This window comes from Pseudomonadota bacterium (assembly GCA_011049115.1).
Lineage (GTDB): Bacteria > Desulfobacterota > Anaeroferrophillalia > Anaeroferrophillales > Tharpellaceae > DSCM01.
Genome location: DSCM01000089.1, coordinates 30,223 through 52,180 on the forward strand (window position 1 = coordinate 30,223; position 21,958 = coordinate 52,180).

Sequence of the window (21,958 nt, forward strand, 5' to 3'; positions counted from 1 at the left end):
CTAGGCCGTTCCGGCTTCGGCAGGGACAACCCGACATCTTCGAAACCGAATATCCTCGATACTTTCCGGTTTATTTTTACGCCCGGGCCTTTTAGCTGTTTGTCCGCGGCCCCAAAAAGCGAACAAGCTGAACAAGGCTTCGCTTATCCAAGTCATGAACCGGAACACGGGAATCCCCTAAACCTCCTTCATAAAGGGAAAGAAAAGTGCAACAAGTCTTCAGCGACACCCGCTTCAACCAACTCGAACTCCCCGCTTCGGTTCTCACCGGAATTGAAGCGGCCGGCTATCAATACTGCACCCCGGTCCAGCAGAAAGTCCTGCCCCTGTCATTGCAAGGGAACAATATTGCCGCCCAGTCCCAGACCGGAACCGGCAAAACCGCGACCTTTCTCATTACCCTCCTGACCCGTCTGCTACAAAATCCGCAGCCTCCGCAATCCAGCCCTTCCGAAAACGGCATCTGCCGGCCCCGGGCCCTGATCCTTGCTCCGACCCGGGAACTGGTGATTCAGATCGGCCAGGAAGCAAGCATCATCAGCGCCGCGGGCGGGATCCGTTTTCAGACCATCTACGGCGGTATCGATTATGAAAAACAACGGCAGGCCCTGCAAAAAAACACAGCCCAGGTAATCGTAGCAACCCCGGGCCGGTTAATCGATTATCAGAAACAAAATGTCATTTCCCTGAAAGGAATTGAGGTTCTGGTCATCGACGAAGCCGACCGCATGTTTGACATGGGTTTTATTCCTGATGTCCGTTGGCTGCTGCATCGTTGCTCACCGGCCGGCCAGCGACAATCCCTGCTATTTTCCGCCACGCTCTCCGCCAAGGTCATGGAGCTTGCCTACGAACATCTCAACATCAGCGAAGCGATCAACATCACGCCGGAACAGATCACGGTAGATAAAATCAAGCAAAGTCTTTACCACGTCGGCAAGGATGAAAAGATGGCGCTTTTATTCGGTCTCCTGCAAAAGGAGCAACCCGAACGCAGCCTGATCTTTACTAACACCAAAAGAATGGCGGAGATTCTTGAAGGTTACCTCAAAGCCAATGGCTATGCCGCCGCCTGTCTGACCGGTGATATTCCGCAACAGAAAAGGCAGACCACGCTTGAACGTTTCAAAAACAAACAGTTAACCATCCTGATTGCCACCGATGTCGCTTCACGTGGCCTCCATATCGAAGCAGTCACCCATGTTTTTAATTACGATCTGCCCCAGGACGCTGAGGATTACGTCCACCGTATCGGGCGTACCGCCCGTATCGGCGCTACCGGGACCGCCATCGCTCTGGTGGGAGAGGAAGATGCTTTTTACCTGGAAGCCATCGAGAAACTGGCGGATAAAATTCCGGTCGAATGGGCTGAAGAAGAAGATTTTATCCGGAATTTCAAACGCTCACCAGCCCGCCCCAGAAGCAGCGCCTCGCCCGCCGGCCGTGGACGCCCCGACAGCCACCGCAAGAGTGGTGACGGACGCCGCCCAAGCCGGCCGCCAAGCTCGGAAAGACGGATCAGCGCTAACAAAACCCGCAGCAAAACCACGACGGCCACCCCTGTCGACAGAACCCGGTCGGACCAGGAAACCGGGTTTCAAAAAACGGAAGGCAAAAGTGGCGGAGAGAGCGGCAATACCGCCAGTGTCCGGCCGCGCCGGCGCCGACCGCCACGTAAAAGCGGCGAAACGCAAACGGCGAGTTCCCACCCCGCAGCCGCAGGCCGGGAACCAGGCCGAAACGCAAACCCGGCGGCGAGCCCGATCGTCGGCGCCGCCCCAGGCTCGCCGCCGCCACCCCGACAGCCGGTTTCGCCGGCTCCGGAAAAACCGAAAAAAACCGGCCTCATGGCAAGACTGATCAAACTTTTTCGCAAAGGAGCGGCCGGCCCGCATGAGTAATCCGAAAAAGACAGTTTACCGGGTCTATTTTCAGACCGACGAGCGCAGCTATTCTCTTCTGGCGCGAAGCGTCCGGGAAGCGGAATTCTTCGGGTTTATTGAAATCTCGGAGATCATCTTTGACGATACCGACCGCATCATCATCTCACTCGAGGACGAAGCCCTGCGCAAGGAATTCGCCAAGGTCGAAAAGATAGCGATTCCGCATCAGTACATGCGTCGCATTGACCGTCTGGTTGAAAGTGACGACATCGGCGTTTCCTATCTTAAAATCGCCGACTCCCGAAAAAAAGCTGACTAGGCGCTTCGGGATAAAATCAATCAATTCTAAGGAGCAGAATCATGCACGAACATCATGATCACAACCTCTGTGAAAATCACGGACACTGTCACGATTGCAGCAGTCATGCTGAGAGAATGACCTTTTCCGAAAAACTGAAAATGCTTTTAAATCACTGGATCGACCACAATGACAGTCACCAGGCCGACTACAAGAAGTGGGCCGCCCAAGCCCGGGAAGAAGGACAGAACGAAGTGGTGGAAAAGATACTTGAAGCGATGCAGCTGTTCAACGAAGGCAACCAGCGCTTACGTCAGGCCCAGCAGATCATGGAGATGGATGCTTAATCATGAAGAGCCAGGTTTACCAAGAGCTTGAAGAGCGGGGCTTGATCTACCAAAGCACCGACAGCGCCGGACTGCAGCAACTATTAGAAAGCGGCCCTCAGAACTTCTATATCGGTTTTGATCCGACGGCTAACAGTCTCCATGTCGGCAGCCTGATCCCGATCATCGTGATGATGCATCTGCAAAAGGCCGGTCATCACCCCATCGCCATTCTGGGCGGCGGGACCGCTATGGTCGGCGACCCCAGCGGTAAAACCGAACTGCGTCAGATGCTGACTCCGGAAAATATCGCCGAAAACGGCCGCGGCATCGCCGCCCAACTCGGTCGCTTTCTTGATTTTACCAAGGATCGCTGCCAGCTGATCAATAACGCCGACTGGCTTTCCGAACTCAAATACGTCGATTTTCTGCGCGACATCGGACGTCATTTCAGCGTCAATCGCATGCTCACTGCGGAGTCCTACAAACAACGTCTGGAAACCGGTCTTTCTTTCATTGAATTCAACTACATGCTCCTGCAGGCCTACGACTTCCATATTTTAAGCCGGGATCGGCGGTGCCGTATTCAGATGGGCGGCCAGGATCAGTGGGGCAACATTGTCGCCGGCATTGATCTGATCCGGCGCACTCAGAGTCTTGAAGCCTATGGCGTCACCTTTCCCCTGCTGACCACCAGCAACGGTGAAAAATTCGGTAAAACCGCAGCCGGCGCCGTCTGGCTCGCGGAGGAAAGAACTTCGGTTTTTGATTTTTATCAATTCTGGCGTAATTGCGAGGATTCCGAGCTGGAACGACTCTTGAAATTTTTCACCTTTCTGCCTCTCTCCGAAATCAGAGACCTGGCTGCCTTGCAGGACCAGGGCATCAACCGCGCCAAGGAAATTCTTGCTTACGAGGTCACGGCCCTGGTTCATGGTCATAACAAAGCCTTTCTTGCCTTTCAGACCGCTGTCAACCGTTTCGGCTGCGCCGATCCGGAAAAAATCATTCCGACTTCGTCTATGATCTATAATCTCAACCCGGAGCAAAGCCAGGATGACCTTCCCCAACTGACAATTACGCCCGCTCAACTGGCAAACGGAATATCCTTGATCGAGCTCTTTGTCGAAAGCGGTCTGGCCACTTCAAAAGGTCAGGCTCGACGCCTTTTTGAACAGGGGGGAGCTTATCTGAACGAGGAACGCCTGCATGAGGACCGCTCTTTACGAAAAACGGATTTTAACCATACGAAGTTGCTCCTGCGCGCCGGGAAAAAGCGCTATCATCAGATTGTGCTGAGTTCCTCGTAAATTCAGCCTGGCGCGGCCGGATTCCGTATTCACCGGAGAAAAACCACCCCGATTAAAACCACTAAAACCACAGGGGCGCCCAATACGCCGCCCGGAATCAGGTGCCCGCGGCGGAAGTTTTTGCTGTTGGCGGCCGGACATTGACGACGTCACGGCCATGATTTAGGCCACGAAACGGTAGCCGACGCCGACCACGGTCTGAATGTAACGGGGATTTTCCGGATCGGTTTCGATTTTGCAGCGCAGGTGGCGGATGTGAACATCGATGGCCCGGCTCCAGGAATAAAGCTCACGGTTGCCCCAGAGGGCGCGGCGAATATCTTCCCGACTTAAAACCCGGTCGCGATTTTCAGCCAGTAGGGCCAGAAGTTTGAACTCCTTATGGGTAAGCCCGGCATCTCGCTGGTCGACGCGGGCCTGTTTAAGCCGATAATCGATCAACAGACCGCCGAAGCTCAAGGGTTCAACCGGAGCGTCGCCGGCGGCCGTCCCCCGGCGACGCAAGCAGCTCTTGATCCGGGCCAATAATTCAAGAAAGGCGAAGGGTTTGACCACATAATCATCGGCTCCGCACTCGAAACCCAGTACCTTGTCGGCCAGACCGTCGCGCGCGGTCAGCATGATGATCGGCAACCCTTCGCCGTATTCGGAGCGCAAGCGCCGGCAGACCTGGATGCCGTCATGATCGGGCAGACTCAGATCGAGAATCAGCAGCTCAGGCAATTCCCGGGCCAGCGCCGCGAAAGCCTCCCGGCCGTTCAGACAGCTTACCACGCGGTAACCGGCCAGCTGGAGATTGCCGCGCAGAACCGTCTGAATATCGGGATCGTCGTCGACGACCATGATGGTTATCTCACGCGTCATCCTTCTTTCCCTCCTCTTTTTCCTCCATCACCGGCGTTGCCGCTGGCCCGGCCGGGGACTGTCGCGGCAGGTAAACCGTAAACACAGTTTCGACTCCAGGGCTGCTGACCACCGTCAAGCGACCGCCGTGAGCCTCGATCAGGCCCTTGGCGACAGCCAGGCCGATTCCGCTGCCGCCGCCGTCCTTGGAATGGCGGCAGCGATATCGAGTGAAGATCTCTTCCAGTTCCCGGGCTTCAATCCCGGAACCATGATCGACCACCTCGACCACGACGCCATCGGCTTCGGGCAACAAACGCATTTCCACCGTCTGACCGGGCGGCGAAAAGCGCAGGGCGTTATCGATCAGGTTGATGAAAACCTGGTTAAGTCGGCGGTAATCGGCGTATAGTCTGACTTCCGGAATCGCCGGGCAGCGAATTTCGATACCCATTCTGGCGGCTTCAGCCCGAAAAAGCAAGGCTACCTCCTGCAGCAGCATGCCCAGATCGAGCGCCTCATATTCAAGTTCGATCTGGTCAAGCTCGATGCGGGCCAGGTCGAGCAGGCGGCTGACCATGGCGATCAAGCCCCGAATATTGCGTTCGATAAGCTGCAAATAAGAACGCTGGTCCTCGTTGTCGACCGTCTGCAGGAGATAATCCACCCCACCCTGGATATTGGTCAGCGGCGTCCGCAACTCATGCGAAACCGTGGCCAGAAAATCGGTTTTCATGGCGTCGCGCCGCCGCAGACCCAGGTTGGCCTCGTTGAGCTCCCGGTTGACCTCCACCAATTCCCGCGTCGCCCGGGCAACCTTTTTTTCCATTTCTTCATGCTGACGCCGCAGGGCCGCGGCCAGCTCGGCGAAACCGACGGCCAGTTCACCGATTTCATCTTGACGTCGCAGGATCGGCACCGGGAAATTGATATCCTGTTCGAAAGCGCGCATCTGCCGGCGCAAACGTTTCAATGGGCGCACGGTCAAATTGTAGTTAAGGATGAAAAGCACGGCGAGGGTCGACAGGAAGATAAAGACGGCGTCCCGAAAAAGTGCCCACGAGAGCTGCCTGATGCGACTTTCCGCCGTGTCGCTGGGGATGATAACGCTCAGACATCCGCGCAGGTCGCCAACCCTGTAACCCTCGTATTCCCGATGACAACCAAGGCAGCCGGCCTCGATAAAGAGGGGGCGGATATGACGAAAGACCTTTTGCCCGTCCAACTCCTGCAGGAGATTGACTTCAGCCGCCCCCCGTTCGGCGAAATCGGCCAGGGCCCGCCGCTCGGTTTCGTCCGGAGCGTTGTCGGGGTTGATCAGCCGGGTGCTGGTCAGGCGGAAACGATAAACCCCCTGTTTCATGGCGTATTTGGACAGTTCACGCGTGACCAGGGCGGGATTGCAAAGCTGCAGCCGGCAGCCATTCAAACTCAACTCGCTGCCGGGAAGATGAGGGTTGCCGGAGGTCCAGCGTACGTAAACCCCTCCCTGATCCGACAGCCAGCTGCGGGTCAGCAACACCTGGCGTCCCAGCAAGCGGGCCTGGCTCTCCAACTGTCCCATAATAAAGGTCTTTTCCGTCTGAAACTGACGGGAAAAGAGCACGCCCACCCCGATCAGCAGCAATCCGGAGACTCCGATCAGATATTTACCGCCGAGCCCCATGGCCGCAATCCGTCTTTTGATAAAACTCCGCATATTCTCCTATCGCAGGCTCCATTCCGGCTGTGAATGCTCGTCAGCCCAGCCTTTTCCGAGACCGCCGACAAACTCGACCCGCCCCCGATTCAGTCAGAACACTTCGATGACGAACTTTCAATTTCATATCGAAGTAGAACCTATTTTAACATTAAATTAACATCATTAACCAGCACTTTACATGGAGTATGCTATTTTTCGTAATGATAAACAGGCGACCAACAATCAGTTTCGCCAACCGCCATTGTCTGGAGAAAAGCCGATTATGAAAAAAGACAGCCAAAACAACCGGCGGCTGGGACGGCGGGATTTCCTCGCCAACGCGGCCGTGACCGTGGGTCTGACCGCCGTCCTGGGCCTGGCCGGAACCTATGGTGTCCGCTATTTGGTGCCGCGGGCGCGGAAAAAGACCTTCGTCGACGTCCTTGTCAGCAACGTCGGTGAGCTGGCGCCCGGCGGCGCCCGGGAATTCATCGACGGCCGCGGCCGCAAGGGTATCATTATCAATCACGCCGGACAGATCAAGGCCTTTTCCAAGATCTGCACCCATCTCGGTTGCGAAGTCGAGTGGCACGACCAGACCAAGCAATTCTACTGCCCCTGTCACGAGGGTTTCTTCGCCGCCGATGGCCGCAATATCAAGGGCCCGCCCCCCCGGCCGCTAGACGAATACAAGGTTACGCTCAAGGACGATAACATCTACGTTGCCATAGAGAAGGTGTGATCATGGAAAAGCAAGAGCAAACCCAGGGATGGATTGATAAAACCCTGCCGGTGGACTGGCGCAAAGTCAAGGAAGAAGCGGTCGGCGAAATTCTCCCCGGCCATATGAAGCTCTGGTGGTACTGCCTCGGCGGCGTACCGGCGATCATGTTCCTGATCCTGGTGGTCACCGGTATCATGCTGGCTTTTCACTACGTGCCGCACCCGGACATGGCCTATGAGAGCGTCTTCCGGATTACCACGGAAATTCCCTATGGCTGGTGGCTGCGCTCGATTCACCGCTGGAGCGCCGAAATTATGGTGGTGACCGTTTCCCTGCATGCCATCCGGGTGTTTGCCACCGGCGCCTACCGCCATCCCCGGGAACTGTGCTGGATCACCGGAGCCCTGCTCCTGCTGCTGACCTTCGGAGTGGCCTTTACCGGCTACTCCCTGGTGTACACGCAGATGTCCTATTGGGCCATGACTATCGGCACCGGCATCGCCACCAAGACCCCGCTGATCGGGCCTTTCCTCGCCCGTTTTCTGCTCGGTGGCGAGGTCATCGGCGAGGCCACCCTGAACCGATTCTTCATTCTCCATGCCGCCCTGCTCCCCACCGTTATTTTTCTGATGATTTTTGTCCATATCATTTTAATCCGTCTGCATGGGGTGGCCGAACATCTGGTCGGCATCCAGCGTGAAGTGGTGCGCGGTCTGTCGCACGGCGACGAATAACCAGGAGGAAACCGATGACCAAACCAACCCCCCGGCATCCCGAAAACAGCTACCGTTTTTTCCCAGACCACGTTCTGACCGAGGTCAACATCGGGCTTTTTCTCTTTTTTCTCTGCTGCGTCCTGGCCATCGTTCTGCCGGTCGAGGTCGGCGAGAAGGCCAACCCCCTGGTGACGCCGGAGCACATCAAGCCCGAATGGTACTTTTTCCCCATGTACAAGTGGATCAAGCTGACCCCCGAAATAATCGGTCTCTTCGTACCCATGATTGTGATCGCGGTTTTCATCTTCTGGCCCCTGGTCGACAATTTTCTCGTCAAAGTCAGCGGCAGCCGCAACCTTCCCAGCATCATCGGTGTTATCGGCATGGTTTTCGTTACCACCCTGATGATCATGGAAGCTTTTCCGCATTGAATTTCTTGAGATTTTAACCAAAGGGGAGAATAAACATGGATGTTAACGCAAAAAAGTGGCTGGTCTTCATCATGTGTGTTTTTCTGCTCGCGGCCCTGTTCCTGGTCGCCCGCTTCGAATCGGCCCGATTTGCCGCGAAGGTGGGTCTGGAACCACACAAGGTTTTCGTCAGCGACGCCGCCAAACCCTGCCTTGAATGCCATCGGCGCAAAGGGGTGGCTCCGAAAATGATCGAGCAGTGGGAAAGCAGTGAACATGCCGCCAAGGGCATTGACTGCGTTCAGTGCCACACCGCGGAAAAAGGCGATTTCGACGCCTTTACCTGTCCCGAATCAAGCACCCTGGTAGCCAAGTTCCCGACTCCCAAAGATTGCTCCAAGTGTCATAAACAGATCGTCGAGGAATTCACCGAAAGCAAGCACGCCTTCCCCTTCTGGATCTACGCCAACGCAGACCGCGCCGTTTTCGAGCCCGTCATCGGCACCAAGCATGGCTGCGAGCAGTGCCATCAGATCACCAATATGTGGCCGGACGGCAGTGTCGGCGAATGCGACGCCTGTCATCCCAAACACAGTTTCAGCCTGGCCGTGGCCCGGCAGCCCGAAACCTGCGGCGAGTGCCATATCGGCCCGGATCATCCTCATATCGAGCTTTATCTGGAGTCCAAACACGGCAATATTTTCAAGGCCAACCAGAGCAAGATCAACCTCGATTATCACAGCAGCGATAAAGACCCGATTCCCCATGAAGTCCCGGTCTGCACCACCTGCCACATGGACGCGGTTCCCGGCGTCGCCAAGACCCACAACGTCAGCGCCCGGCTGGCCTGGGAATCGCAGGCGCCGTGGAGTTTCAGAACCGTCTGGTTCGATGAAAAACTCGGCGACTGGCAGGCCAAACGGAAACGGATGGCCGGAGTCTGCGTCAACTGTCACTCGCGGAATTTCACCGACATTTATCTCCTGACCGCCGATCTCGTCAATCTTCAGTACAACGAAATCCGCCGTTCCTTTGTCTACTGGAATAAGCGCTACACCGCCGCCGGGCTGGTCAAGCGAATCCAGCTGGGAGATAAATTCTATTCAAATCCGGTGCTCAACGGCTGGGATGAGAAACCTGAGGTGCTGATGTACGAAACCTGGCATCACGAAGGCCGCCGCTTCCGCCACGGCTCGGAAATGATGGGCGCCGATTACACTCAGTGGCACGGCATCTGGGAGATGCAGCATAAACTCCAGGAAATGATCAACTGGGGGGCCGAGAACGGCGATGAAGAAGCCAGAAAAATCGCCGAGAGTACCAGTCCGACGAAGTTCATGCCCTACAAGCTTTACGATTTCCCCGGCAATGAGTGGGGTATCGGCACCGAGAGAAACCGCCTGCCGGTGCTTTACCAGGTAATTCCCGACTACTGGGAAAAGGTCAAGGCCAATGTCAAGGAAGCCGTCGATCAGGGGCTGTTGACCGCAGCCCAGTGGGAACTCTGGCTGGAGCGTTACAACAACCGCGACCATTATCTCGGCACCAAGTACCCGCCACATCCGATCAACGAAGCCTACAAGGCGCGTTTTGAGAAGGATATGGCCGAACAAAAGCGCCAGGCGATTGATCTCAAGTTACCGTCGCCGGATGCCTTCAGCGATGTTCATTAATGCCATTGCCGCCGGGGAGTCGCCGACGCCTACCCGGCGGCAAAACGAAATTTGAGGGAGGAACTATGTTGAGGAAAAAGATTATGAGCTGGGGCCTGGCTGGATGTCTGGCGGCGCTGATCCTGACACCCGCAGTCGGCGGCGCCGCGGACGAGCTGCACCGGCAGCTGTTCACCGTCAAATGCAGCAAATGCCACAGCGCCGATAAAATCAAGCAGTTTCACGGCAACCAACAGCAGCTGCTGAAACTCTTGCAGCGGATGTCGGGCAAACACGGCGCGGAAATCAAGCCCGAAGACCTGGAAAAAATCGACGAGTACATCCTCTCCCTGGATCTGACCACCGGTTCCGGTTGATCATCCCGGCGCTGTCTCGTTATCGATAAAGATATGCCCCCAAAGGCCGAAGTCTCGCCGGGACTTCGGCCTTTATCTGTTCCGTACTCAGCCATCAGTCGAACCAGGAGTAAAGCTTATGCGCTTGCTTACGATATATTTTGCCTTCATGCTTTCGCTTCTATGTCCGCTTGCCGGCCTCACCCCGGCCGCGGCGGAAAGTGATGCCGCCGGCGTCGTTCTGGCAAACATTGACGGGGATCAGATCACGGTCGCCGATTTTGACGACTATCTCAAACTCTTTCACCAGGAGAGTGCTTTCGCCCAATGCGATCATGAGACCCGGGGCCGACATCTTCAAAACCTGATCAACCGGCGTCTGCTGCTCGAAGAGGCGCAGAAGCTGGGCTATTTTGCGGCGCCGGAATTAAAAAGTCACGGCCGACTCGACCAGGGAGAACAAGAGGCCTTTGCCCTGCGTAAACTGCTGACCGAAAAGGTTGTAAAACCCGGCACCGCCACTCGTGAAGCGATCGAGAGCTACCAGGCCGAACACGCGGTCGCCAGTTACGCCGTAGCGGAAACAGAATTGAATCACCGTCTGCGCCGGCAGCTTTTTGATGATTTCGTCTTGCAACTGAGAAAAATTAAGCGTATAGAAACTTACGAAAATAATCTGAAATAGCTCGGAGTCAGCTTCCGACCCCGAGCAAGAACCTGTCTGGCGCTGTCAATGTCTGGAGAAAATTCGTGAAAAGTTTGTCCATTAAAACCAAACTGGGTTTGAGCCTCGGCGGACTGATACTGATTGTTGTCGTGATGTTTTTGCAGACTCTAAACACCACCAGGGGCCAGAAACATGACGGTTTACTGATCAATCTCGCCGGCCGTCAGCGGATGCTGACCCAGAAGATGACAAAAGAGGCACTGCATCTTTTTCTGGCCCGAGGGGCAACCAGGACGGAGATTTTACCGAAACTGACCGCTGACCTGAAAAACACCATGGCGGTTTTCGAACAGACGCTTACCGCCCTGAAAGACTCAGGCCGCGCCCCTCTGACTCTGGACTTGGACAAGGGGGCTTTTCGTGACTGCCCCAAAGCCGAAGAACCGGCTTACTCTCAACTGGCCAAAGTCGAGGAACTGAAAAACGCCTTTTTTGCGAATCTGGATCTGATCATCAGCAACAGCGGCGATACGCAAAAGAATCTACAGGCCGTATTGTCCGACAATCTCCCCCTGCTCCAGGAGATGAACAAGGCTGTCGGCATGATGCAGAAGCAGTCGGAAAACCGGGTGCGCCAGCTCCTGCTCAGCCAGATGATCGGCCTGGCCGCCGGTGCCGCTTTATTTATTGGCGCCTTTCTCCTGGCTGGTTCGATTGTGCGACGTATTGCCGAGATTGGTCGCTTCGCGGATCGCCTGGGAACTGGCGATTTTTCCGTCAATGCCGCCATCGCCGGCAACGATGAACTGGGAGCCATCGGCAGGAATCTCCATGCCATGGTCAGAAACCTCGCGCAGATGTTTGCCACCGTCAAGGAGAAAACCACCTCGTTGCATCAGTTGGCAGCGGCCCTGGAAGGCATTGCCGATAAAATCGCGGCCGAAGCCTGGGAGAGCGCGGAACGATCCCGTGCGGTTTCAGCTGCGGCGGAAGAGATGAATGTCAACTTTTCCTCCATCAATGATGCCGTCGAGAGAACTTCCGCCAATATCGGCCGGGTAAGCAATGCCGCGGAAAGCATGACCGGAACCATCGCGGAAATCGCCGGCAACAGTAGCCGCGCCCGGCAAATAACGTTAGAAGCTGTCAAAAAATCAAAAGCTTCGGGAGAAAAAGTTAAAGAATTAAATCAGGCCGCCATCGCTATCGGCAATGTCAGCGAAACCATCACTGCAATTGCCGCTCAGACCAATCTCCTGGCTTTGAACGCCACCATCGAAGCCGCCCGTGCCGGGGAAGCGGGCCGGGGCTTTACGGTGGTTGCCAACGAAATCAAAGCCCTGGCCATGCAGACCGCCGGGGCCACCGATGAGATTACAGCTAAAGTTCGAGGGATTCAGGGTTTCACTGAGGTCACGAAGCAGGATATTGTGCAGATATCCGAGATCATTAAAGAGATCAATAACCTCGTCAACGAAATTGCCACCGCAGTCAACGAGCAGTCTCAGGCCACCCAAGAGATTGCCGACAGCGTTTCTGAATCATCCCAGGAGATGGCCGACGTTAACGACAATATCAGTCAGGGCAGTCAGGTCGCCACCGAAGTCGCCAAAGATATCAGCGCGGTCAGCCATTCAGCCAACGAGCTTGACGATGGCGGCCGGGAGTTACTGACTTTTTCCAAGCAGCTTTCCAAACTCGCCGACCAGTTCAACTCATCTATGAACCAATTCAAACTGACAAGCTGAAGTTAAACCACGATACGGGATAAGTCACTCACCCAATGACAGGAGAACTAGAACCAGAATTCGGGATAACGCCGATTTCTGGGAAGATTGTTGATGGCTAGGGCGATTAGGAGCATGACCAGAGCTCCGGAAGCGGCCGGGATCAAAGCGTAGAGAAAGCCCAGACGATGGATGGCATCACCACCGATTACCGCGATCAGGGCGGTAGCCCCTCCCGGAGGATGCAGGGTCTTGGTCAGATGCATCAGGGCAATGGCAGATGAGACCGCCAGGGCTGAAGCCAGCCAGGGCTGCTGACCGGTCAGCCTGAAAAAAACTACCCCGACCAGGGCGGACAGCACATGCCCGCCGATCAGGTTGCGCGGCTGGGCCAGAGGGCTCTTGATGGCCCCGTAGATCAGGACGGCCGAAGCCCCGAATGAACCGATGACCATCACCAGCCCGGTCTGATCCAAAACCTTGAAGTGCAGTAATCCGACCGCGGCAATCCCCAAAAAAGATCCAATCCAGGACCAGACCACCTCGGCGATGCCAACCCGCGGCGGACTCTGGCCGCCGCCCTTCATTTTTTCCAGATATGAAAGCTGCCCGTCGCGCATGCCGATTCTCCTTTTTTTTCCGCCTTACAGATCACTTTACAGATATTTAAATGAGGTTGCGGGGCCCGCTCCCGTCTTGGCCTTCGTTGATGGGAATTGTATATCAACCCTGAAGAAAAAGTCCTTGACTTAGATCAATGCTCTCGCAGGGGGAAAGCTGGCATAGAAATGCGCGCAACTCACCAGCACAGGTTGCCCCCAACCTGAGTCCGCAAGCAATCAACTTTTGGAGCGTTTTGCTATGAAAAAGATACTTCTCCGCCTGGCGACGGTAGTGGTTGTCATGCTGCTGATCCTGGCCGCGGTCCTGCTGGTCAAGCGCCGGCAGGCAGAACTTGCCACCCGGCCGACGCCGTCGATCCGGCCGGTGGCGGTAACCATCAAATCCGCGCATTGGGGGCGACTGGCCGTGACCCGACATTACCTCGGCGTCATTGAACCCGAAGCCGAAGCTCGGCTGACGGCCCAGACCACCGGTTATATTACCTCACTCACCAAGGATGTCGGCGACCGCCTGGAAAAGGGCGAGATCGTCGCCGACATCGATCCGCGTCTGGCCGCGGCCCGGCAAAAGGCCTTGGCGGCGGAACTGGACGGGGCCCGGGAAGATCTGGCCATCAGGGAAACCATCCGCGACCGCAGACGAGGGCTTATCGGCAAACGGGCGGTCTCCCAGGAGGCCCTCGATGAAGCCGAACTGGCCGTCAGTCTGGCCGCCAGCCGACTGCGGCGACTAAAGGAGGAACTGACGGCGGCCACGGTTGAGCTGTCTTTCACCCATCTTGAGGCGATGTTCGCCGGGATAGTCAGCGAGCGCCTCGTGGAAGTCGGGGATCTGGTGCATATCGGCACCCCGGTGCTGCGGATCGAAGAACCGGAACGGGGCTACAAAATTCTGCTCCGGACGCCCCAGGAAACCGCCGCCCATCTGGCCGTCGCGGCCCCGGCCAGACTTAGTCTGGGAGAGCAAAGCCAAGCAACTACAGTCGAACGGATTTATCCGGCGATAATCGCCGGTAAACTCGCAACCGTGGAAATCAAGGTTCCGAACCGACCCTTCAACCTGCCCAGCTACGCCGAGGTCGGTGTCGATCTGACCGTAGCCGAGCCCGAGGGCTGGATTATTGATGCCGACTGTCTCCTGGAAACCGGGAACGAGGCCATGGTTTTCGTTGTCGGCGTCAAACAAATGATTTTGTCTCGGCCGGTCGCGGTTCGCGGCCGCCTGGCTTCCCAAGTGGTAGTCGAGGGTTCCTTGACGACAGCTGACCGACTGGCGGCCGGACCTGAATCCCTGCTCCTGACCCTGGGAGACGGGGTCGAAATCATGCCGGCGGCTGAAGCTGTTTCCAGGACAATCCCCGCAACGACTGCCGGTGACAACTCATGAAAATGAAAAACTCCCGCTACCACAACGCGCTCAAGCAAATCCATAAATATCTGGGTCTGCTGGTTCTGCTGTATGGTCTCTGGATGGCTCTGAGCGGCATCGCCCTCAATCATCCGGAGGCTATAAAAAACCTGTCTTTTTCCAATCGTCTGATGCCGGATAACTATCAGTATCGCAACTGGAACAGAATGAGCTGGCGCTGCGCCCAATTTTCCAGCTTCGATGACAACCTTCTCTTGGTTGGTGGAAAAGAGGGGGTCTGGCAAAGCCTCGATCGGGGAAAAAGCTTTACTCGGCTGGCAGGTGGTTTTCCTGCGGCAAGTTATGCAAAAGATACCTTCAGCCTTCTCCTGGCCAATAACGGAAGCAAAGAAATTCTTTTTGCGGGCACCAGATCCGGGCTTTATTACTGGCAAGAGCAACAGTGGCAGAAGGTCGATCATCCGGTGCTGAGCCAGGCCAGGGTCCTCGACCTTCTCCAGGTCGACAACCTGATTCTCGCTTTTACCGACAGTCTTGCCTTCAAGGCCGAGATAAGCAGCGAAAAGCTTATTTTCAGATCCTTGCCTCTACCGGTTGAAGCATCGATCTTCCAACACCTGCCTCTTTTTCGCTGGCTAAGAAAGGTACATGATGGTTCCATCCTGGGTTTTTACGGTAAACTGTTTGCAGACGGCATCGGCCTGATTCTGATCTTTCTCAGTCTGTCTGGCTTGGTAATCTGGTATACGCGCCAAAGAAAAAAACTGCATAAAAAAACAATTTTCAGCGGAAAATTTTTCTTTTTTAATTTTCACTGGCATAGCAATCTGGGCGTGGTTAGCGCCCTGTTTATTTCCATCCTGATTTTTTCCGGAGCCTTTTCCTTTCCCCCGCTATTGGTGACCATCGTCCGCCTCGCGACTCCGGCTTGTCTGCTCGCGGATAAAGACGCCGACAATCCCTGGCGGGAACAAATTCTCCGGGCCGCTTATCTTGAAAGCCGTAAACGACTGATTATCGCCACGAAAAACGGTCTTTTCAGCGGCCCGCTCGACGGCAGCAGAGAATTCATCCGACTTCCCGATACCGTTCCGATTCATGGCATGGGGGTTCAGGTCTTCACCAATATTGGCTCTGAACAACTTCTGCTTGGTTCCTTCAGCGGGCTTTACCTCTGGGATACCAGCAGCAACAACGTGATACATTTAAAAGCCGGCAAGCAGGCCAATGTTCCCGACTGGGGACGGGCGATCATGGTAACCGGAGTCGCGATTTTCAAGGATCGGCCCGTACTGGCGGTAGACTACGAAAGTGGAATCAAGCCTTTAAATGTAAACCAGGAAATCACCCCGCAGATGCCCGCTCTTCTGGCCGAACAAAGCCGCATTTCTCTCTGGCACGCTCTCTTTGAACTCCACAACGGGCGAATTTTCGAACAATTCATCGGGCAGTTTTACTGGCTGATTACCCCTTTGGGCTGGCTGGCCTTCTTCCTGATCACTTTGAGTGGCGTGCTGCTCTGGCTGAAGAAAAAAATCAACGGGGGCTCTAAACGGAGAAAACCATGAACTGGGTGGCTGTTTATCTGAAAAAACCCCATGCCGTCATTTCCCTGATTCTGCTGGGCTGCGTTTTCGGGCTGATCAGTTTCAAAACCCTGCCGCTCAATCTCTTTCCCGACGCCAACTACCCGCAGGTGGCGGTGATTCTCAGCTGGCCCGGGGCTACGGCCGAGGATGTCGCCGACCAGGTTTCCCGGCCGGTGGAAAAGGAGTTGGCGAGCCTGGATCGCTATCGTACGGTCAAGGCCACGGTTCGCGATGAAATCGCCGCCGTCCGGGTCGAATTCGACTACGGTAAGTCGCTGGACGCGGCGGTCGCCGATGTCGGTTCCGCCCTCGACCGGATTCGGGCGAGTCTGCCGCCCGAGCTCCTGCCGCCCCGGATCTTTCGGGTCAGCGACGCCACCACTCCGGTCCAGACCCTGGCAGTGACCCCGCGGCCGGGGTCGCTCTTAGACCTGGACAAGGTGCGTCAGCTCTGCGACAACCAGGTCCAGGAGGCCCTGCTGCGGGTACCGGAAATCGCCGATGTCGAGGTCTTCGGCGGCCGGCAGCCAGAGATTCAGCTCCGCCTACAAGGCGATCGCCTGGCCCGTTACGGGCTGACGGCGGATCAGATTCAGGCGGCGGTTTTCGCCGCTAATCGCAACCTGCCGAGCGGCTGGCTGCGCTCGGCAACCGGTGAAGAGGTCATCAGCCTGCGCGGCGAGCGCAGGCTTCGCCATGAGCTGGCGGATATTGTCCTTGCCCGCGACCCCAGCGGGGGGGCGGTCTATGTCCGGGACGTGGCCGAAATCATTACCACCGTCGAGGAGCCGCTCTCCTTATTCCGGGGCAACGGCCGTCCCGCCATCGGCCTCAACATCCTGCGCGGCGAAGGCAAATCGGTAAGCGCCGCCCTTGAAGTCCTGAGAAAATCTCTACCGGAAATCGCGGCCGCCTTTCCCGATCTGGAATTTACCATCGTCGACACCCAGGGCGAACTGATCGCCACCTCGGTGGACAACCTCCTTGACGCTTTACGTGACTCGATGCTGCTTACCGTCCTGGTGATTTTCCTCCTGATGGCCCGGCTGCGCCCCATCCTGCTGGCCGCGATTTCAATTCCCTTCACCTTTCTGCTGACCTTCGCGGGCATGAAGCTGATCGGCTACGAGCTCAATATCGTCACCATGACCGCCGTCATCCTGGCGGTGGGGCTGCTGGTCGACGACGCCATCGTCGTCATCGAAAACATCGACCGCCACGCCGCCGGCGGCGACAAATCCCGCCTTCAGGCCGCGATCGACGGCACCCGGGAAATCATGCTCGCCGATTTCGCGGGCACGGCCACCACCCTGGTGGTGCTGATTCCGATCATGTTTGTCGGCGGCTATTCCGAAAAGATTCTTCGACCTCTGACCGTGGTTCTGGCACTGGCTTTGTTTTCCTCCTACATCGTTTCGATCACGGTGATTCCCCTGCTCGCCCCGAAACTGATGAAGACCGGCCGCGACCGCAAGCGGCTGGAAAAAATCTGCGCCCGCGGCACCGACGCCTGGCTGTTCCCCCTGCAGGAGTTCATGGTTTCTTGCTTTAGGCTGATCCGCGGCAAAAAAGGCTGGCTCATGCTGGCGGGGCTGCTGGTGTTGCTGCCGCTTAGCCTCAAACAGCTGCCTCTGGCCGGCCGCGACCTGATGCCGCCCATGGATACCGGCATCGTCAAGATCGACTTCGAGGTCTGGCCCAACGTGCCACTGGCGGTCACGGAAAAGGTGGTGGCGGCCATGGAACAGCGGATCATGGCCCGGCCGGGGTTTGTGCGGATGGCGACCGTGGTCGGAGCCGAGCCCGCTGTCATCAGTTTCGGTTCCGAGCGCACAGCGCAGGAGGGCCTGATCACCGTCCATTTCGTTAATCGTTTTGCCCGGGAACAATCGATCTGGGAAATCGAGGAGGAACTGCGGCGGGAATTTGCCGGGATTGCCAACCTCAAGCGGGCCGATGTCTACGATTACGGGGCTACCCCTTTATCGTCAATCGCGGCCCCAATTGACGTCATGGTCTCAGGCCCCGATCCCCGGCAGCTCGATCGGCTGGCCGCCGAGGTTGAACAACGGCTGCGCCGGGTACGGGGGCTGACCACGGTTTCGCGTTCCTGGGACTGGTCGAAAAAGGAAATCACCGTCACCCTCGATGAAGCCCGTCTGGCCGGTTGGGGCCTGTCGCCAGATGAGGTTTCGGCAAGCCTGACGACCGCCACCAACGGCCGCATCGCCTCGCGCTTTTTGGTGCCCGGCCAGGACGGCTATCCGGTACGGCTACGCTTTGACCCGACCGGATTTGGCCATGTCGCCGACCTCGAAAGCCTGCAGATCGCGGGCCCTGAAGGGGTAGTTCCCCTGGCCGAGATCGCCGAGTTCGGCCGGGTTTTCCGGCAGACCCGCATTACCCGTCAGGATCTGATGCCGGTGGTCGATATCCGTGGCTATCGCGGCGGCGAGTCAGCGATTACCCAGCTTCAGGATCAGGTCAAGGCCCGGCTCGCCGACCTGCCGCTGCCGGCCGCTTACCAGATCACTCAGGAAGGCGAAATCCGCCACATGCAGGAGAGTTTCGCCGATCTCGGCCGGGCCCTGGGCCTGGCGCTGCTTCTGCTCTACTTCGCCATGGTCGTCACTTTTTCCTCTTTCACCCGGCCCCTGATCATCATGAGCGCCATTCCTTTAGCCTTTATCGGCGTGCCCTGGGGCATGCTCCTGCTTGACCGCCATTTCTGCATGCCGGCGGCCATGGGTATGATTCTGCTGGCCGGCATCGTCGTCAACAACTCGATTCTGCTGGTCGATTTTATCGAGAGCGCCCGGGCCCAGGGCCGTTCTCTGGATGAAGCCGTCGAAGAGTCCATCCGCCGGCGCACCCGGCCGATTCTGATGACCGCCTTAAGTACCGTCGCCGGCATGCTGCCGATCGCGGCCCAGTCAGCCGTCGGCCTTGAACGACTCTCGCCGCTGGCGGTGGTGGCGATTGCCGGGCTGCTGGTCGCAACCTTTCTCACTTTAGCCTGGGTGCCGGCTCTTTACGCCGGAATCGACCGGCTAAAACAAAAACTGCGCCGAGCCTGAAAAATAAAAAAGGCGTTTCTCGCAAGCGAAAAATACCTTTTCGACAACCGCTCGGAAAAGAAATAAACGGATGCGAGCAGCCGTCAACATATTGCCGCATTCTATAACATGCCGGAACTCGACATATCATTCCTTTTTGCATCCTCCGCAAAAATAAAAAAGCGAAAGCGGGCATATGCCTACGCCCGCTTTCGCTGCTAAACACTCGGCCGGAAAAAACTATTTTTTCTTTAGCTCGTGCAAAACCCGCATTTTCTTGGCATCGTCGTTAATTTTGCCCAGATCCTTGGTCATCATCGCCCAGCCGTACCAGTAGGCGTAATCGGGATTAACATGAAAATGCCCCTGGTAGGTGCGCATCCGATGTTTCATGTACATCTCAAACAGGGTCTGCTCGATGGAACTCATCCCGGCGGGAAGTTCCTTGTAGCTGTCACCCGAGGCATGGGCGTAATCTGTTCTCATAAAATAAAGAAAATCCGGATAAGCAAAGGGCTGAGCTTCGCGCTTCTGCAGAATGCCGTCCTTGTAGAGTCCGGCCACGATGTCGATGGCCTGGGCCAGGAGACGGTCGGCCTTCATCAGCATGGTGTCACCCATGGCCAGCTGTTCTTTGGCGTAACTTTCGGAATGACATTTCGAGCAGGTCTTGATCATCTTGTCGCGCTCGGTCTGCCAGGCTTCCTGGGTCAGACGGGCGAGATCGACGGCCTTGACCGCATCGAGACGGGCGGTGGGCTGGCCGGTTTCGGGATTGAGGACACCTAAAGCCTTGAGAATCGTAACCTGGTCCGCGGCCCACTGTTTGTCTTCGGGCAGCGGCAGGCGCACGCCGAGAAAACCCCAGGCGGTGTGATTATTGTGGGTACCGTCGGGCAAATGACATTCCTGGCAGGTCGGGGCCGGAGCGTCGGCTGGCAGCCGGCCGGCTTCACGCACCTGCCAGCGGGTACCGTGTTTGGCGCTCGACCACATCTCCCACTGAGGATGGTCGTAGCCCATATGACATTGCTGACAGGCCCGAGGATCCTGGGCTTCCTTCTTCGAGAAGGTATGCCGGGTATGGCATTCATCACAGGAATTATTCTGATAGCGGTAGCCCTTGGCCCGCTGTTCCTGTTTCTGGGCCTCGGTCTTGATGCCCATGTTGTGGCAGCCGCCGCAGCCGCGACCGCCTTCCATGAGCTCGTCGGGCTCGACGTGGGTGATCGGCAGGGCGTTGAGCGAGGTCCAACCGAAATTATGTTTGCCCATGGCAAACGAATTGAACTGTTCTTCATGGCATTCCTTGCAGACATGCTCGTCCGGCAGCACCGCCAGCTTGTAATCGGCCGCGTTCCGGTGTTTGTCGCCGTGGCAATCGACACAGCCGACGCCGTTTGTCGAATGCTTACTCAGTTTCCAGTCCTGTACCTGACCCGGTGACTTCCGGCTGTGACAGTCGATGCAGACATCGGCCCACAGCGGCGCCGTCCAGAACAAGATAACCGCCGCCGGCAATCCCCAGAAAAACCATTTACCTGTTTTCATCGATTTCCTCCTTGTTAAATTGGTTAACGAACGCCTGACAGAATACCCTAAGCCGTAAGACGCGGCCCAGGCCACGGGGCTCGCCCCTACGTCGGCCTTTCCCCGTTTCCGGGAATGAACTTTAGTTTACTCTTTCACCAACCTGAATTCAAGGTTAACTTTATGTTAATTTTGTCACCTCAGCCGGGCCAAAGCTCGGGCGGGGTGCTAAACGGGCAGAAAAAATTGAGTTGTCAAAGAAGCTGTAAGCCCCCTTTCAGTTGACGCCCCCGCGCCGACTAAAGCGAGCCCGCCAAAAATGTTTCAGCGCCAACCAGGGATGATGCCGGGCCATCCGCGGCCCGGCGTAACGCATCACCTTGACTATGCTTTCTTTCATGTCCGGGCGGTAACAGTGAATCGGACATTTGCCGCAGGTCGTCCGCCGATCACCCAGTGGGCAGCGGGCCAGGCGGCCTGCGGCGTAAGCCAGTAGTTCCCGGCAATTTTCACATAAATCTTCAGCAACGCCATGATGCTCCCGGCAATACATGACCAACATCAGTTTCAAGGTGTAGGCTTCATCCTTCGTGCTCATGGTCATTCTCCTTAAAGAAAAAGCGGAATTTTCCGGCGGGATCACTCCACCGGCCCGACTCATCTAACGTATTTAACGAAAATACGGCTTGACTTGAGTCAAGGTTTTTCCTTTCGCAGCGGACTATGGTGCGATCACACCACACCATGCCGAAAGTTCCACCCGAACGCACTCCCGAGACTTCCGGTTTGGCCAAATAACGCCCCGGTGCCGATCATGAAATCGAGGTAATCATGTCAGAGCTGAAAATTTCACCGGCGACAACCGCGATCGTCACTGCCATCATCCTGGCCATCATTCCGGCTGCCGCACCCGGCCTGCTCCGGGCGGCACCGAGTTGCCACTGTTTCCGACAGCGCGAGTATGACCCCGGCAACCATTTTGCCGCCGACACTTACCTCCTGGCAACCAGCTTCAACAGCCTGCTGGCCCGCTACTTTGGGGTCGAAAAAAAAGAGCTGGTGCTTCTGAAAATGAAAGGCGGGATTGACGAGGATGAATTGCTGCCGGATCTGCGCCGGTTTTGCCCTGTCCCCCCAAGATGTCGGTCGGCGGATAATGGCCAGACAATGACCTTGGTAAACTGAGAAATAAGTATTA

At 56.5% G+C, this 21,958-nt stretch carries 20 protein-coding genes; 15 read left to right on the plus strand and 5 right to left on the minus strand.

Going from position 1 to position 21,958, the window contains the following annotated elements:
• Window positions 1-206: 206 nt before the first annotated feature.
• The 4 genes from ENN66_07455 to ENN66_07470 are packed head-to-tail and all read left to right on the plus strand — an operon-like array spanning window position 207 to window position 3,817.
• A complete protein-coding gene (locus ENN66_07455) occupies window positions 207-1,901 on the plus strand; it encodes a DEAD/DEAH box helicase (GenBank protein HDS16427.1) in 1,695 nt (564 codons plus the stop codon).
• Window positions 1,894-2,202, plus strand: coding sequence for a DUF1820 family protein (locus tag ENN66_07460; GenBank protein HDS16428.1), 309 nt, complete (start codon window positions 1,894-1,896; stop codon window positions 2,200-2,202). The genes ENN66_07455 and ENN66_07460 overlap by 8 nt, the downstream gene beginning before the upstream one ends.
• 41 nt (window positions 2,203-2,243) lie before the next feature.
• Window positions 2,244-2,528 (plus strand): hypothetical protein, encoded by a 285-nt coding sequence (locus ENN66_07465; protein HDS16429.1) that lies wholly within the window; start codon window positions 2,244-2,246, stop codon window positions 2,526-2,528.
• Between the two features lie 2 nt (window positions 2,529-2,530).
• Window positions 2,531-3,817, plus strand: coding sequence for a tyrosine--tRNA ligase (locus ENN66_07470; protein ID HDS16430.1), 1,287 nt, complete (start codon window positions 2,531-2,533; stop codon window positions 3,815-3,817).
• A 162-nt stretch (window positions 3,818-3,979) separates the two neighbouring features.
• Here the strand turns inward: ENN66_07470 and ENN66_07475 are convergent, their stop codons facing one another.
• Entirely contained in the window at window positions 3,980-4,681 is a 702-nt protein-coding gene (locus tag ENN66_07475) for a response regulator transcription factor (GenBank protein HDS16431.1), read from the minus strand.
• Window positions 4,671-6,359, minus strand: coding sequence for a DUF3365 domain-containing protein (locus tag ENN66_07480; GenBank protein ID HDS16432.1), 1,689 nt, complete (start codon window positions 6,357-6,359; stop codon window positions 4,671-4,673). The genes ENN66_07475 and ENN66_07480 overlap by 11 nt, the downstream gene beginning before the upstream one ends.
• A 181-nt stretch (window positions 6,360-6,540) precedes the next feature.
• Here ENN66_07480 and ENN66_07485 point away from each other — a divergent pair, with 181 nt between their 5' ends.
• From ENN66_07485 to ENN66_07515, 7 genes are all read left to right on the plus strand, one after another.
• Window positions 6,541-7,083: a ubiquinol-cytochrome c reductase iron-sulfur subunit gene (locus ENN66_07485; GenBank protein HDS16433.1), complete on the plus strand. Its 543-nt coding sequence runs from the start codon at window positions 6,541-6,543 to the stop codon at window positions 7,081-7,083.
• A gap of 2 nt (window positions 7,084-7,085) precedes the next feature.
• Entirely contained in the window at window positions 7,086-7,799 is a 714-nt protein-coding gene (locus tag ENN66_07490; protein ID HDS16434.1) for a DUF4405 domain-containing protein, read from the plus strand.
• A gap of 14 nt (window positions 7,800-7,813) precedes the next feature.
• Complete coding sequence (locus ENN66_07495) at window positions 7,814-8,212, plus strand: hypothetical protein (GenBank protein ID HDS16435.1); 399 nt, start codon at window positions 7,814-7,816, stop codon at window positions 8,210-8,212.
• A gap of 71 nt (window positions 8,213-8,283) precedes the next feature.
• Window positions 8,284-9,864: a cytochrome C gene (locus ENN66_07500; GenBank protein HDS16436.1), complete on the plus strand. Its 1,581-nt coding sequence runs from the start codon at window positions 8,284-8,286 to the stop codon at window positions 9,862-9,864.
• 65 nt (window positions 9,865-9,929) lie between these two features.
• On the plus strand, window positions 9,930-10,220 hold the full coding sequence (locus ENN66_07505; protein ID HDS16437.1) for a hypothetical protein: 291 nt from the start codon (window positions 9,930-9,932) through the stop codon (window positions 10,218-10,220).
• Window positions 10,221-10,338: 118 nt separating this feature from the next.
• Window positions 10,339-10,884 carry a hypothetical protein gene (locus ENN66_07510; GenBank protein ID HDS16438.1) on the plus strand — a complete coding sequence of 182 codons (546 nt, stop codon included), beginning with the start codon at window positions 10,339-10,341 and terminating at the stop codon, window positions 10,882-10,884.
• A gap of 65 nt (window positions 10,885-10,949) precedes the next feature.
• Entirely contained in the window at window positions 10,950-12,614 is a 1,665-nt protein-coding gene (locus ENN66_07515; protein ID HDS16439.1) for a methyl-accepting chemotaxis protein, read from the plus strand.
• Window positions 12,615-12,661: 47 nt separating this feature from the next.
• Here the strand turns inward: ENN66_07515 and ENN66_07520 are convergent, their stop codons facing one another.
• A complete protein-coding gene (locus ENN66_07520; protein ID HDS16440.1) occupies window positions 12,662-13,213 on the minus strand; it encodes an HPP family protein in 552 nt (183 codons plus the stop codon).
• Window positions 13,214-13,454: 241 nt separating this feature from the next.
• Between ENN66_07520 and ENN66_07525 the strand changes: the two genes are divergently transcribed.
• From ENN66_07525 to ENN66_07535, 3 genes are read left to right on the plus strand one after another with little or no spacing between them, the layout of a single operon-like run.
• Window positions 13,455-14,603 (plus strand): efflux RND transporter periplasmic adaptor subunit, encoded by a 1,149-nt coding sequence (locus ENN66_07525; GenBank protein ID HDS16441.1) that lies wholly within the window; start codon window positions 13,455-13,457, stop codon window positions 14,601-14,603.
• Window positions 14,600-16,153 carry a PepSY domain-containing protein gene (locus ENN66_07530; GenBank protein ID HDS16442.1) on the plus strand — a complete coding sequence of 518 codons (1,554 nt, stop codon included), beginning with the start codon at window positions 14,600-14,602 and terminating at the stop codon, window positions 16,151-16,153. Before ENN66_07525 ends, ENN66_07530 begins: the two co-directional genes overlap by 4 nt.
• Window positions 16,150-19,251, plus strand: a complete 3,102-nt coding sequence (locus ENN66_07535; GenBank protein ID HDS16443.1) for an efflux RND transporter permease subunit — start codon at window positions 16,150-16,152, stop codon at window positions 19,249-19,251. Before ENN66_07530 ends, ENN66_07535 begins: the two co-directional genes overlap by 4 nt.
• A 219-nt stretch (window positions 19,252-19,470) precedes the next feature.
• On the opposite strand, the gene ENN66_07540 is transcribed toward ENN66_07535, so the two are convergent.
• Both ENN66_07540 and ENN66_07545 read right to left on the minus strand, forming a co-directional pair.
• Complete coding sequence (locus tag ENN66_07540; GenBank protein HDS16444.1) at window positions 19,471-20,781, minus strand: cytochrome C; 1,311 nt, start codon at window positions 20,779-20,781, stop codon at window positions 19,471-19,473.
• A 256-nt stretch (window positions 20,782-21,037) separates the two neighbouring features.
• Complete coding sequence (locus ENN66_07545) at window positions 21,038-21,364, minus strand: nitrous oxide-stimulated promoter family protein (GenBank protein ID HDS16445.1); 327 nt, start codon at window positions 21,362-21,364, stop codon at window positions 21,038-21,040.
• A gap of 227 nt (window positions 21,365-21,591) precedes the next feature.
• Between ENN66_07545 and ENN66_07550 the strand changes: the two genes are divergently transcribed.
• The gene (locus ENN66_07550; protein ID HDS16446.1) at window positions 21,592-21,945 is read left to right on the plus strand and encodes a hypothetical protein; all 354 of its coding nucleotides are present in this window, start codon (window positions 21,592-21,594) and stop codon (window positions 21,943-21,945) included.
• Window positions 21,946-21,958 lie beyond the last annotated feature (13 nt).